Genomic DNA, 13,886 nt, shown 5'->3' on the forward strand with positions numbered 1-13,886 from the left:
AGCGCTTGCTGGTGTGGATTGGGGGCAAACTCGCCGCCTTGGTCAGGGTGTGACGAAGGGGCTATCCATCGTAAAAAAGGATAACGGCGATAGATAATGCCTGTCTATTCATCCAGTAGTCTCTATGCCATACTGACTCGCTCAGGTTTCTGTATCGAGCGTGCAACAAGATGGAAAAGATCGTGGTCCGGGGTGCTCGCACCCACAACCTCAAGAACATCAATCTGACCCTGCCCCGCGACAAGCTGATCGTGGTCACCGGCCTCTCCGGTTCGGGCAAATCCTCTCTGGCGTTCGATACCCTCTATGCCGAGGGACAGCGCCGCTATGTTGAGTCCCTCTCCGCCTATGCCCGCCAGTTCCTCTCCCTGATGGAGAAGCCGGACGTCGACCATATCGAGGGGCTCTCGCCCGCCATCTCCATCGAGCAGAAGTCCACCTCCCACAACCCGCGCTCGACCGTCGGTACCATCACCGAGATCTACGACTACCTGCGTCTGCTGTTTGCCCGGGTCGGTGAGCCCCGCTGCCCGACTCACGCCATTCCGCTCGCCGCCCAGACCATCAGCCAGATGGTGGATCAGGTGCTGGCCCAACCGGAGGGGAGCAAGCTGATGCTGCTGGCCCCGGTGGTGCGTGATCGCAAGGGGGAGCACACCAAGCTGCTGGAGAATCTGGCGGCCCAGGGCTACATCCGTGCCCGTATCGACGGCGAGGTGTGCGACCTCTCCGATCCTCCGACTCTGGAGCTGCACAAGAAGCACACCATCGAGGTGGTGGTGGATCGCTTCAAGGTGCGCGAGGACCTTGCCTTGCGTTTGGCCGAGTCGTTCGAGACGGCGCTGACCCTCTCCGGCGGCATAGTGCTGGTAGTGCCGATGGACGGGGAGGAGGGCGTCACCCCCATGACCTTCTCCGCCAACTTCGCCTGCCCAGAGTGCGGCTACTCCATGTCGGAGCTGGAACCGCGCATCTTCTCTTTCAACAATCCGGCCGGTGCCTGCCCGACTTGTGACGGCCTCGGGGTGCAGCAATATTTCGATCCTGCCAAGGTGATCGGCGATCCGGCCATCAGTCTGGCCAACGGCGCCATCCGTGGCTGGGACAAGCGCAGCTTCTACTACTTCCAGATGCTGAAATCCCTCTCCGAGCACTACAAGTTCGATCTGGAGACGCCGTGGGAAGATCTGCCGGTCAAGACCCAGGAGGTGATCCTGCGCGGCTCCGGTCGCACCGAGATCGAGTTCCGCTACATGAACGACCGCGGCGACGTTGTGGTGCGCAAGCACCCGTTCGAGGGGATCCTGCACAACATGGAGCGGCGCTACCGGGAGACCGAATCCAACTCGGTGCGTGAAGAGCTCTCCAAATATATCGCGAACAAATCCTGTACCAGCTGCGGCGGCAGCCGACTGCGGGAGGAGGCGCGTCACGTCTTCGTCGACAACCGCAACCTGCCGGCCATCGCCGAGCAGTCCATCGGCGATGCGCTCGCCTTCTTCGAGGGGCTTAACCTCACTGGCCAGCGCGCCCAGATTGCCGAGAAGATCTTGAAAGAGATCGTCGAGCGGCTCGGCTTCCTGGTGAACGTCGGTCTCAACTACCTGAGCCTGTCCCGCAGTGCCGAGACCCTCTCAGGCGGCGAAGCGCAGCGCATCCGACTGGCGAGCCAGATCGGGGCCGGGCTGGTGGGCGTCATGTACGTACTGGACGAGCCCTCCATCGGTCTGCATCAGCGCGACAACGAGCGGTTGCTCAAGACCCTCACCCATCTGCGCGATCTCGGCAACACGGTGATCGTGGTGGAGCACGACGAGGATGCCATCCGCCTCGCCGACCATGTGCTGGATATCGGCCCGGGGGCGGGTGTACACGGTGGCGAGATTGTTGCGCAGGGCACCCCCCAGCAGATTATCGACAATCCGGAATCGCTGACCGGTGACTACCTCTCCGGTCGCAAGCAGATCGCCATTCCGGCCGAGCGCACGCCGCTCACCGGCAAGTGGTTGAAACTCAAGGGGGCAAGCGGCAACAACTTGCGCAACGTCAATCTTGATCTGCCCATCGGGGTGATGACCTGCGTCACTGGCGTCTCCGGCTCCGGCAAGTCGACCCTGATCAACGACACCCTGTTCCGCATCGCTCATCGCGAGCTCAACAAGGCCACCGAGTCCACCCCGGCGCCCTATCGCAGCGTCGAGGGGCTGGAGCATCTGGACAAGGTGGTGGATATCGACCAGAGTCCCATCGGTCGTACCCCGCGCTCCAACCCGGCCACCTATACCGGTTTGTTCACTCCGATCCGCGAGTTGCTCTCCGGCACCCAGGAGGCGCGTTCGCGCGGCTACCAGCCGGGCCGCTTCTCCTTCAACGTGAAGGGGGGCCGCTGCGAGGCGTGCCAGGGGGATGGCGTCATCAAGGTGGAGATGCACTTCCTGCCGGATGTCTACGTGCCGTGCGACGTCTGCAAGGGCAAGCGCTACAACCGCGAGACCCTGGAGGTGAAGTACAAGGGCAAGAACATCCACGAAATCCTCGAGATGACGGTGGAAGATGCTCGCGAGTTCTTCGATCCGGTGCCGGCAGTGGCGCGCAAGCTGCAGACCCTGATGGACGTGGGCCTCTCCTATATCCGTCTCGGCCAGTCTGCTACTACCTTGTCGGGCGGCGAGGCGCAGCGGGTCAAGCTGGCGCGCGAGCTCTCCAAGCGGGATACCGGTCAGACTCTATACATTCTGGATGAGCCGACCACCGGGCTGCATTTTCACGATATCCAGCAACTGCTCAAGGTGCTGCACCAGCTGCGGGATCGCGGTAACACCATCGTCATCATCGAGCACAATCTGGATGTGGTAAAAACTGCCGACTGGATCGTCGATTTGGGACCGGAGGGCGGCGCCGGTGGTGGCCGCATTCTGGTGACGGGGACGCCGGAAGAGATTTGCACCAATAAAGAGTCTCATACAGCTCGTTTTTTACGACCGCTATTGGCGCGATAAGCCGTTATAATCGAGGGGCCTTTGGCCCCTTTTTGTTATAAAAATCGGGAGCATAGGGGGAAGCTCGTCAAGTGTGGGCAGGCTTGGCATCTCAGCATCATGGTAATGGATATATCGGGTTATGGCTCAGGCTCCGCGCACGATTGATCATCAGTTAGCTTACTCCATGTTCCCCATCTGGCTGGGGGCGATCCTGCTATTGCTGGTCCTGCTGGCGTGGGCCCAGATCCCGGCTGCCAGCCGGATTGAAGAGCAGCGAATGAAGGAGCATCTGCTGCGCGTGACCAAGGCGGTGCAGGCGGATGTGGCCGCTCTGGATGCATTCAGTCGGGATTGGGGCATCTGGGATGACAGTCACCGTTTTATGGACAACAAAAGCAGGGCGTACATCGAATCCAACCTGTTCAGTGATATGCCGATGAGGGATTTTAGTCTCAACCTGATGAGCTTCATGGATCTCACCGGCTACGAAATCTGGACGCGCACCCTGCTACCCGATGCGCCGGGGATCAATCCGGACCAGTTTCCCTACTTCCTTGATGAACTGAAAAAGCAGTTAAGGGCGCGCTCGGTGGCGCAAGGGGGCATCAATCTGCACGGGATCCGTGCTTCCCAGTGGGGGCCGCTGATGTACTCGTGGCAGCCGATCAGAAACAGTGACGAGTCGGCACCATTCAACGGTTTCTTGCTGGTTGTACGTTGGCTCGACAAGGCCTATCTAGAGCAGGTATCGGAGCGTACCGCGCTGCCTCTGGCGATTTCCCACGCCAATCTGGATGTCACCGCTACCTTCAAACCACTGAAACCGCAAATAACGTATCGTCTGATCGACCTTGGGCTGACCCGGCTCAGGGGAGAGGTGCGACTGCACAACAGCGATAACCAGCCGGTGCTGACTCTGGTGATTGAGGAGGAGAGAAAGATCTTGAGTGGCGTCATGGAGGGGGCGCTCTGGACCTTTATCGGCATGCTGTTTATCAGTTTTATCTGCGTCATGATCGCCATGTACCGGCTCAACAGCATTGTGCTCACCCCGTTGCAGCAGCTGGTGTCGGCGCTGCAACGCTTTGGCGATCGGCCAGATGCCACCTTGATCCCCTATATCGACAGCAGCGCCGAGATGGCGACCCTGAGCGGCAAGTTCAAGGAGATGGCCAGCAAGGTCAGTCAGCAACACGATGATTTGTTGGAAAAATCCAGCCAGATGGAGATGGCTGCATTCACCGACCCCTTGACCCGTTGTTTCAATCGTCGCTATCTCGATGGTTGGTTGCAGGCCAACCGGGCCAAACCTTGTCTGTTATTGCTGCTGGATCTGGATCATTTCAAGCGGATCAATGACCGCCTTGGCCATGACATCGGGGATCTGGTGCTGAAACAGTTGGCGGATCTGCTGCGCAAGGTGGTGACTGGAGAGCGCGAGCCTATCATCCGGCTGGGTGGGGAGGAGTTCTTGTTGCTGCTACAAGTGGATGACGAGCAAGAGTTGGCGTTGCGGGTCGAATATCTGCGCCAGCGTGTCGCTCAGCACCGCTTTGGCAGAGAGGATGCGCCACTCTGGTTGACGGTGTCGCTGGGGTTCTGCCGCTATCCGTTGCACCCGGAGTACCCGGATTCATTCTGGAGTCACAGCTTCAAACTGGCGGACATGGCGCTGTATCAGGCCAAAGTCGGCGGGCGAAATCGGTGGTGTGGCTACGCTGGTACCCTCTCTGCGGAGGGCATGGGCCAGACTCCGGAGCAGCTTGCTGAAGGGGGGAATATCACCCTGCTGCACTCTGTCAACCCGGATTAACCCTGCCGTACCAATACCAGATAGGCCAGGGCGACAATAAAACCGAGCAGGATAAAGAGAAAGGATCCGATTCCCCACACGGCCGCGAGAAAGGCCCCCACCTTTTGCCATTTCGACTCATTTTTCATAAATAAACCATTACTTCCCAGTAACTTGTATGGCGCAAAAAATACGCTGATTTGCCCATATAAACAACAATTAATAGCCGCACTGCCGTGCAATAAGGTGTGGTTTGTTTGCTCCTTTTGGCGCTGGATGCGGGTAGTTACAACCTGTCTAAACAGGTATTTCAGCTTGTTGTCTGGGGACTCAACGAGATTGGGAGGGTGCAAAAAGATGTCACACCAATCGATTTATTTCTGTGCAACCTTTGCTCCAAATCAATAACTTTGCATTTACAAGGGCATATAGTCAGCGGGCTTACAGCATCAAATGAAAACAAAAAAAGGGATTACGTGATGAAAAAATTACTTCCTCTGATGATTGCCGCTGCAGTGACCTCTCCTTTCGCCATGGCCCATCAGGCTGGTGATATTCTGGTTCGTGGTGGTTTGGCCATCGTTTCTCCTCAGGAGAGCAGTGATGACGTGGCGGGTCACGGTGAGTTCGAGATTAACAGCAACCAACAGCTTGGCCTGACCCTCGGTTATATGATCACCGACAACTGGGGTGTTGAGTTGCTGGCTGCAACCCCATTCTCCCATCGAGTGAGTACTCGCGATCTTGGTGAGATTGCCAAGGTTAAACATCTGCCTCCAACATTGATGGCCCAGTTCTATTTTGGTGATGCCCAGAGCAAGGTTCGCCCGTATGTTGGTGTGGGTGTGAACTACACCACCTTCTTTGATGAGAAGGGGGTGGGAGCACTTGATGGTGCAAATATCAGCCTTGACGACTCTTGGGGTCTGGCAGGTCAGGTCGGTATCGATATGGCGGTTACAGATCGCTGGTTTGTAAACGGTTCAGCCTGGATCATGGATATCGATACAGATGTTAAAGTTGATGGTGTTGGCACCTTCAAAACGCATATCGACCCGATGGCCTTTATGGTGGGTGTTGGCTACCGCTTCTAATGATTCTGATTGCGGTTCTGAACGGACCGCGGAAGATAGCAAAGTACGTCTCTTTCAGCCCGGCTTGTGCCGGGCTTTTTTCGTATGGCTGATTTTGTCTGTACTGTGATCCAACCCGATACAAATCAATTAAATACCTGCCGCTTGATTTCAGTTATTCGCCACCCCTGCCGATAGTGACTATGTTCACTTTACCTTCCCCCCAATGAGTGAGGATGTCTCCATGGGCTTATCTATCGTGCAGCGGATCATCGCCGGATTCGTGTTGATGCTGCTGTTGCTGATCCTGCTTGGTGTGATCAGTACCTTTAAAATCAAGGGTATAAATGACGGCCTCTCTGCCGTATCTGATCGGGCAACCCCGCTGGTAGTTGCTGTCGCAGGTCTCAAGGGGGCACTGCAGGATAGTAACCGCTGGGTGCTGGTCTACCGCACCAGTGAAGATGCCGCCCAGTTGCCGCAGCTGGCCAATCAGTTCAAGGAGCAGCAGAACCGCTTCGCCCAGCTGAGTCAGGAGATGGGTAAATTTACCGACGTAGCGGATGCTCGTGCCCGCTTCCAGCAGGTCGAGAGTGCTACCACCCAATTTTATGGCTTGGCGGATCAGGTGTTGGCCCAGCATCGGCAGTGGGTCAGTGCACTGGAGCAGCGCCACAAGTTGGAGATGGAATTTATCCGCCTTGAGGATACCTACCAGTGGGCGGCGGATTTGCTGCTGCAACAGACCGCCAGCAAGCGCTCCATGCGCAACAAGGCGGAGCTTATTACCTCGGGTATCGCCCGCGACCTGAAGAATATCCGCCGTGCCGATGCCAAAACCGACCTGAACGAGCTGGAAAAGGTGTTGAGCAAGGACATCGAGATGGCCCGCAAGCGGTTGGAGCGGGTGCTGGTGCCCGATGATGTGAAAGCGCGGTTTGTCTCCAATCTCGATCGGATGCAGGAGCTGGCACTTGGCGCTCAGGGCTTGCTGGCAACCATGCGTCAGGCTCAGCAACTGGCGCTGTCGCTGGCCACGCAAAATCAGCAGCTGGATGCCAGTCTGGTCAACAGCCTCAATTTGCTTGATGAGATGGGCAAGTCCGCCGGTGCCATCGCCAGTGATAGCCGGATTAACGCCGATGCGGCGGTCAGCAGTGCCAGCTTCTGGATCCTGGTGGTTGCCGCTATGTCGGCCGCTGCGGCGCTGGTGATCGGTTATACCACGGCGCGCAGCATTCAGCGCCCGTTGCAGATGATCAACAAGGAGCTCGATTACATGGCGGCCGGCGACATGACACGCCGCATCAACTACCGCAGCAGTTGCGAATTTGGCAGCCTCTCTCGCTCCATCGATACGCTGGCGGGCAAGACCGGCGAGCTGCTCTCTCAAATCAATGCAGGCTCCCGCCATCTGGTGGATGAAGCGAGCCGCGCCGCCGAGATCAGCGAACGGGCCATGTCCCGGGTACAGGAGCAGAAGAGCCAGACCGATCAGGTGGCCGCCGCCATTACCGAGCTGGAAGTGAGCGCCACCGAGGTGGCCCGCTCTACCGATGGCACCAAGCGGGAAGTAGATCTGGCCGATGAAGAGGCGCGCAATGGTCGCCAAAAAGTGGCCACCACTCGCCGGATCACCGAGCAGCTGGCTGGCGCCATGGAAGAGGCGGTCGGGATCACCTACAAACTTGGGGAATTCAGCAACAACATCGGCAGCATTCTCGATGTGATCCGCAGTATTGCCGAGCAGACCAACCTGCTGGCCTTGAACGCCGCCATCGAAGCGGCTCGTGCTGGCGATGCCGGTCGCGGTTTTGCGGTGGTGGCCGATGAGGTACGGGCGCTAGCAAATCGCACCCAGACTTCGACCGAAGAGATCCAGGGGATGATTGAGAACCTGCAAAGCTCCAGCAAGCATGTGGTTGAAGTGATGGGGCGTAGCCAGGAGCAGACCCAGAGCTGTGTCGAGCAGACCCGCGAGATGGATGTGGCGCTGCAATCCATTGCCGATCGGATGGGGGCCATCAAGTCGATGGCGGATCAGGTGGCCCATGCTGCTCAGGAGCAGATCTCCGTCAGTCAGGGGGTTGCTCGTCATATCGCCGGTATTGCCGATGTGGCATACGAGACCGAGCGGGAGGCGCGCGAATCCGCCAGCAGCAGCGAAGTGCTGGCCGACCTGGTCGCCAAACAGCAGCAATTGATCGCACATTTCAAGGTCTAGGAGGGCTTATGTCTAAAAAGTGGATTGGAGCCCTGAGTCTCCTGTTGTGTGGCCAGCTGATGGCCAGCGAGCTGGTGATTGAAAGCTGGCGAACCGATGACAAGGCGTTGTGGGAGCAGAAGATTATCCCGGCGTTTGAAGCGGCTCATCCCGGCATCAAGGTGAGTTTTCATCCAGTGCAAAACGTCAACTACATGCCCACTCTGTGGGAGAGCCTGAAAGGCGGTAAGGCGGGGGATCTTATTACCTGTCGTCCGTTTGATGACTCGCTCGCCCTGTTCAAGGCGGGCCATCTGGCCGAGCTGACCGAAATGGCAGGGATGGAGAACTTCCCGAGTTTTGCCCAGTCACCGTGGCAGACTGACTCCGGAGCCCAGACCTTCTGCGTCCCCATGGCCTCGGTGATCCATGGCTTCTTCTATAACAAGAAGATCTTCAGTGAGTTGGGACTCACCTTGCCGCAAACCCGCGATCAGTTCTTCGCCGTGCTGGACAAGATCAAGGCCGACGGTCGCTATGTGCCGCTGGCCATGAGTGGTTCCGAGAGCTGGGTTGCCTCCGAACTGGGGTTCCAGAACATTGGCCCCAACTACTGGAAGGGGGAGGACGGCCGTCTGGCACTGATCGGCGGGCAGGAGCGGCTGGACAACCCGCAATATGTGAAGGTGTTCGACGAGCTGGCCCGCTGGCGTTCCTACCTCGGTGAAGGTGGCGAGAGCCGCGATTATGCGACCAGTAACGAGCTGTTCACTTCGGGCAAGGCCGCCTTCTACGTGGCGGGCTCCTGGGAGATTGCCCCCTTCACCGGCAAGGTCGATTTTGGCGTCATGCGTCCGCCGGTGGCCAAACAGGGTGATGGCTGTTTCTTTACCGACCACACCGATATCGGTATGGGGATGAATCCGGCCAGCAAGAACAAAGAGGGTGCAATGGCCTTCCTGCAATGGCTGACGACGCCGCAATTTGCCGAGCTCTATACCAACTCGCTGCCGGGATTCTTCTCCCTCTCCAACCACTTTTTCGATGTCACCAATCCGGCGGCCAAAGAGATGATGGAGTGGCGCGATCAGTGTGACTCGACCATTCGGGTGGCGACCCAGATCCTCTCCCGTGGTACGCCCAAGTTGGGGGATGAACTGGCAGAGGTGAGTCAGGCTGTGCTGCTTGGCAAGATGGAGCCCAAGGCTGCCGCGGATCGACTGGAAGGTGGCTTGAAGGGTTGGTATGCCCCTCATCAGGGCAATAAGGCCAAGAGCGCGGATTGTCAGTGTGATGCGGTTGCCCCTGCTCCTGTTTCGGCGCCGACGACTGAGGTGTCCGCAGCTCCCGCGACCAGTGAAACATCGGCCGTGGTGTCACCGGCTGTGACTCCCGCAGAACCCGCATCAGCGGCCGCTGCCCCATTACCGGCGCCGTCGGATGAGGTGGAGCAGGCGCTCTCCAACGAGCTGGAGGCGCCACAGCAGCCACAGCAATAGGTCATCGGCATCAATAAAAACGGGAGGTATCAGCCTCCCGTTTTTTTTATGGCTCGTGGCCAGTATGTATCGCTTTATTGTGCTTCGTGGGGCCAGCGGCAGAGGCTGCCGATGCGGGCAACCGGGGCAAACCCCAGAGAGCGGTAAATGCGCTGGGCATGGTAATGCTCGTCAGCCACTATGATTAGCTGCTTGGCGCGGGATAATCCTGCGCGAGCCACTTGACTCAGCAGCTGGCGGCATAACCCCTGGTTGCGCCACGCATGGTGCGTGCGTACCAACTGGAAGCGCCCAAGTGTGCCGCAGAAGAAGAGGCCACAGCTGGCGACCAGTTGTCCCTCTTTCCAGATCCCCCACCAGTCCCCGAGACCATCGGCAATCATGGCCTGATAGAGCGCCTGGCGGGATCGCAGATAGGGGAGATAGCTCTGTTCCGAGTGTCCCTCATCCCGCTCATGGAGTTCGAAGTCGAGCCACTCAGGCCAATCAGCAGTGGTGAAAGTACGCGCCTTAACCTTGTTCATGTCGTCGTGAGGGGGTGGGCAGCTCTGCTCATCCAGCGCCAGCACCACGCACTCCATATATTGGTATCCCGTTGCGACAAAACCGGCGATCCGGCTGTTTTGCCCGGCTGCTAGTGGCCATTGGAAGGTGCGGTGGCGCACTCGAGGATCCTGGCCGATCAGCTGATCAAATGTGGCTTCCAGCCAGCCTTTGTCATGGTCGCTGGGCGGGGTGGGGAGTAGCAGGTAGTTGCCGAAGTAGTAGTCGGGAGCATCCGGCGTGCGAACCGCCCAAAACTGCTCATGCTGGATGACCTCGCCCTGGTAGCGATCAAACAGCAAGTCGGTGGCAAAGCCGGGGTGGGTATCCATGATGGTGCTCCTGCAAAGACTCATTCTGTTATCGGCAGGAGTGGGAAATAGATGAAAAGGGGCCGGAGAAACCTCCGGCCAAACAATCACACGCAGATTCAGAACGTCCAGGACGATCTGCCCCCATCATAACTCGACTGGGGCGATTTTGGGATGGGCACTTTTCGGTTACGTACCGTTAATTTTGTAAATATGAAGTTCGTCAGATCGGATGTGAGGTAAATCCCTGTTGACTTTGTGTCGTTTTGCTCATAAATATAAAGACGTTTAGACGTCCAAACATCCGTTTTGACGTAGGCAGATGGATTGCAGGACAGGGAGAAGAGCAGATGGGATTTCACAGTGCACGTCAGGTTGAGGCGCTCAACCAGAGCTTGGCAGATTTGAATGGCGATATATCGGTCAGTTTCGAGTTTTTTCCGCCCAATAGTGAAGGGATGGAAAATACCCTCTGGCAGTCCATCGAACGGCTGAAAGTGCTGGAACCCAAGTTCGTCTCCGTCACCTATGGCGCCAACTCCGGCACCCGTGATCGCACCCACAAGGTGATCAAGGACATCAAGGAGCGGACCGGCCTGATTGCGGCGCCTCACCTGACCTGTATCGATGCCAGCCGCGACGAATTGCGCACCATCGCCCGCGATTACTGGAACAGCGGTATTCGTCACATCGTGGCTCTGCGCGGTGATTTGCCGCAGGGGTTGGAGAAGCCGGATATGTATGCCACCGATCTGGTTGCCCTGCTCAAGTCAGAGGCGGACTTCGATATCTCGGTTGCCGCCTATCCGGAAGGTCACCCGGAGGCCAAGAGTGCGCAATCCGACCTGCTCAACCTCAAGCGCAAGATCGATGCCGGTGCCAACCGTGCCATCACCCAATTCTTCTTCGATGTGGAAACGTATTTGCGCTTCCGGGATCGCTGCGCCGCCATCGGCATCGATGCCGAAATCGTGCCGGGGATCCTGCCGGTCTCCAACTACCAGACCCTGGCCAAGTTTGCCGGTTTTACCAACGTGAAGATCCCGCGCTGGATGCATCAGCGTTTCGAGGGACTGGATAACGATCAGATGACCCGTAATCTGGTGGGGGCGAGTATCGCCATTGATCAGGTGCGCGTGCTGAGTCAGGAAGGGGTGAAGGATTTCCACTTCTATACCCTGAACCGCTCCGAGCTGACTTATGCCATCTGCCATACTCTGGGGGTTCGTCCCAAGGGTTGACCGGTGGTCACCGCGATAAAAGCAAAAAGCCAATGAGTTGCTCATTGGCTTTTTCGTTATGGCCGATTATCAAGGTCTGGTCGGGGCGATCTCTTTTGGCTCAAGATCGATAACCGCATTACCTGCAGCCCCCGGATACTGGCGATAGACCTGATCCTGTTCCAGTGTGTAGAAGGTATCCAGATAGTCGTCGTTGTTGGTCATCCATGAGTCGGGCAGTGCCTTGACGATGCGACCGCCGAGATCGAGGAAGGGCAGGGCTTCCGGCACGCCACCCGCGGTAAAGCCGAGTTTGAGAGCTTCAATCAGCAGGGCGCTCAGCTCCTTGTAGTTGACGTTGTCATCCTGCTCCATCATCACCACATCGACGGCACCCCAGCGATAGCGATCCCAGTAAACCAGGATCTGGTTGGGGGTGTAGTCTGTGTTGTCATAGTCGAGGTAGGGCATGTCGACAATATCGACCACAGGCTCATCCCGGCTGGGATTGACCCCTGCGACCACCGCATACACTTCGGCTGCGCCGAGCAGCCAGGGCTCCTGATCATCCTTCAATCTGATCTTTTTCAGGATACTGGTCTTGAGTGGCGCCGTGCTGGCCGCCACTTGTGGAGCGCTTTGCAGATCCGCATCGGCCAGCGCCTTGCGCATCACCTTCAAGCCTGCGTTTTTGGCTTTGACGGGATCGGCTTCGACTACCAGAACCGGCCGGGCCGGTGCCTTGTCCACATCCAGATAGACGGGATTGCCAGCGCTATCGAACGCTTCAATGGCGCTCCAGCTCTTCTCATCCCCACTAGGAACATAGGCGACCAGCGGTTCGACCCCCTGTTGCAGTGCTGCGGCCTGATCGGTGTTGGCCAGTCGCAACTGCATCAGTTGCTTGACCTCGCCATCCAGTCCTTGCCGGCTGATGGCCGCCTGGTTGGCATCGGTCGCCTGCCGCTTAAGGCGCGGGCTGGCCTTCTGCAGCAGGTTGGGAAGCGGGCTCTGGTATTGCTGATTGCTCAGTAGGGGCAGCAGGTTTTTCTGCTGAAGTGCGAGCTGGCGAGCCAGCTCTCGATCCGTATCGGCAGCCTGGACGCTCGTGGCACCCAGTATGGCCAGTAGTAACAAGACAGCCTGATTTTTCATTTTTATTCTCCGTTGCATGGAACCTGACAGGGCACCATGTCCGGGAAGATTGGTGCCCTGGCACCACTAGAAGGAAATTAGTTTCACTTGTGAATCATTTTATCTGGATAGTGTGCAGAGGTTCACGGTTTGAGGTTCAATTGATTCCTTTGTCGATATGATTGGAACTGATAGATAGCCAGACCAATCAGCAGACCCCAGCAGGCTGCCGCGATGCCGAGCAGGCTGATCCCGGACGCGGTAATGATAAAAGTGAGCAGCGCAGCTTCTCGCGCTTCATCCTGTTGCAAGGCAGAGTGCAGGCTGCTGCCGATGGTACCTAGCAGGGCCAATCCGGCGACGCAGGTGACAAGGGCTGCCGGAAAGGCGCTAAACAGGGCCGCGACGGTTGCGCCGAAGCAGCCGGTCACAAGATAAAAGCAACCCGCCCAAACCGCAGCAGGCCAGCGGCGCTTGGTATCCGGGTCGACCTCTTTGCCCATGCAAATGGCGGCAGTGATGGCGGCCAGATTGAAGGCATAACCGCCAAAAGGGGCGAGCAGCAGGCCAGTCAGGCCAGTCCAGCTGATCAGCGAGGAGGTGGCAGGCTGATAGCCATGGGCTCGCAAGATGGCAATCCCCGGCATGTTTTGCGATGTCATGGTGACAATGAACAACGGCAGCGCGATACCAAACAGAGCATCAAGGGAGAAGGCTGGCCATGTCCAGACCGGGCTGGCGAGTTGCCAGTGAAGGGTGCCCATTTGCAAATCCCCCCGCACGCTGCAGATCAGCATCCCCACTCCCAGTACCAACACCATGGTATAGCGGGGCCAGAGATGACGACCCAGCAGGAAGGCCAGCAGCAGGGTGCCAAGCAGCAAGGGATCTTGCGGGGCGACCTTGAACAGATCCAATCCGAATCTGAGCAGCACGCCAGCGAGCATGGCGGCGGCCAGTGGAGCCGGGATATGTTTCATCAAACGGTTGAACCAGCCGCTAATGCCACACAGAGTGATCAGCAGGGACGAGATCACAAAGGCGCTGATGGCTTCCGCCAGAGTGAAGTTGCCCAGCGTGGTGATCAGCAGTGCCGCGCCCGGTGTGGACCAGGCGGTTAGTATGGGTAT

At 57.9% G+C, this 13,886-nt stretch carries 9 protein-coding genes (1 of these 9 only partly in view); 6 read left to right on the forward strand and 3 right to left on the reverse strand.

The window, feature by feature from the left end; all coding sequences use genetic code 11:
* Nucleotides 1-170: 170 nt before the first annotated feature.
* The 5 genes from uvrA (at nucleotide 171) to ACTG1K_RS23905 (ending at nucleotide 9,548) form a co-directional block, all read left to right on the forward strand.
* On the forward strand, nucleotides 171-2,999 hold the full coding sequence (gene uvrA, locus ACTG1K_RS23885) for an excinuclease ABC subunit UvrA (RefSeq protein ID WP_005356491.1): 2,829 nt from the start codon (nucleotides 171-173) through the stop codon (nucleotides 2,997-2,999).
* A gap of 121 nt (nucleotides 3,000-3,120) precedes the next feature.
* Entirely contained in the window at nucleotides 3,121-4,794 is a 1,674-nt protein-coding gene (locus ACTG1K_RS23890; protein ID WP_440004675.1) for a diguanylate cyclase, read from the forward strand.
* Nucleotides 4,795-5,252: 458 nt separating this feature from the next.
* Nucleotides 5,253-5,867 (forward strand): OmpW family outer membrane protein, encoded by a 615-nt coding sequence (locus tag ACTG1K_RS23895; RefSeq protein WP_440006778.1) that lies wholly within the window; start codon nucleotides 5,253-5,255, stop codon nucleotides 5,865-5,867.
* Between the two features lie 223 nt (nucleotides 5,868-6,090).
* The gene (locus ACTG1K_RS23900) at nucleotides 6,091-8,070 is read left to right on the forward strand and encodes a HAMP domain-containing methyl-accepting chemotaxis protein (RefSeq protein ID WP_005341553.1); all 1,980 of its coding nucleotides are present in this window, start codon (nucleotides 6,091-6,093) and stop codon (nucleotides 8,068-8,070) included.
* Nucleotides 8,071-8,078: 8 nt separating this feature from the next.
* Nucleotides 8,079-9,548 (forward strand): ABC transporter substrate-binding protein, encoded by a 1,470-nt coding sequence (locus tag ACTG1K_RS23905; RefSeq protein WP_257688022.1) that lies wholly within the window; start codon nucleotides 8,079-8,081, stop codon nucleotides 9,546-9,548.
* Nucleotides 9,549-9,622: 74 nt separating this feature from the next.
* On the opposite strand, the gene ACTG1K_RS23910 is transcribed toward ACTG1K_RS23905, so the two are convergent.
* Complete coding sequence (locus tag ACTG1K_RS23910; RefSeq protein ID WP_330125708.1) at nucleotides 9,623-10,423, reverse strand: GNAT family N-acetyltransferase; 801 nt, start codon at nucleotides 10,421-10,423, stop codon at nucleotides 9,623-9,625.
* Nucleotides 10,424-10,752: 329 nt separating this feature from the next.
* On the opposite strand from ACTG1K_RS23910, the gene metF reads away from it, so the two are divergent.
* Complete coding sequence (gene metF / locus ACTG1K_RS23915) at nucleotides 10,753-11,643, forward strand: methylenetetrahydrofolate reductase (RefSeq protein ID WP_005340191.1); 891 nt, start codon at nucleotides 10,753-10,755, stop codon at nucleotides 11,641-11,643.
* Between the two features lie 69 nt (nucleotides 11,644-11,712).
* Here the strand turns inward: metF and ACTG1K_RS23920 are convergent, their stop codons facing one another.
* Together ACTG1K_RS23920 and ACTG1K_RS23925 are read right to left on the reverse strand one after the other, a co-directional pair.
* Entirely contained in the window at nucleotides 11,713-12,777 is a 1,065-nt protein-coding gene (locus tag ACTG1K_RS23920; RefSeq protein WP_425854706.1) for a DUF3103 family protein, read from the reverse strand.
* 122 nt (nucleotides 12,778-12,899) lie between these two features.
* Nucleotides 12,900-13,886, reverse strand: the 3' portion of a protein-coding gene (locus tag ACTG1K_RS23925; RefSeq protein ID WP_440006905.1) for a benzoate/H(+) symporter BenE family transporter. The gene runs 189 nt beyond the window's last position; only the last 987 of its 1,176 coding nucleotides appear in the window; its start codon lies off the right edge, out of view; its stop codon occupies nucleotides 12,900-12,902.

Source organism: Aeromonas sp. 102P, assembly GCF_051920345.1.
GTDB classification, from domain to species: domain Bacteria; phylum Pseudomonadota; class Gammaproteobacteria; order Enterobacterales; family Aeromonadaceae; genus Aeromonas; species Aeromonas veronii.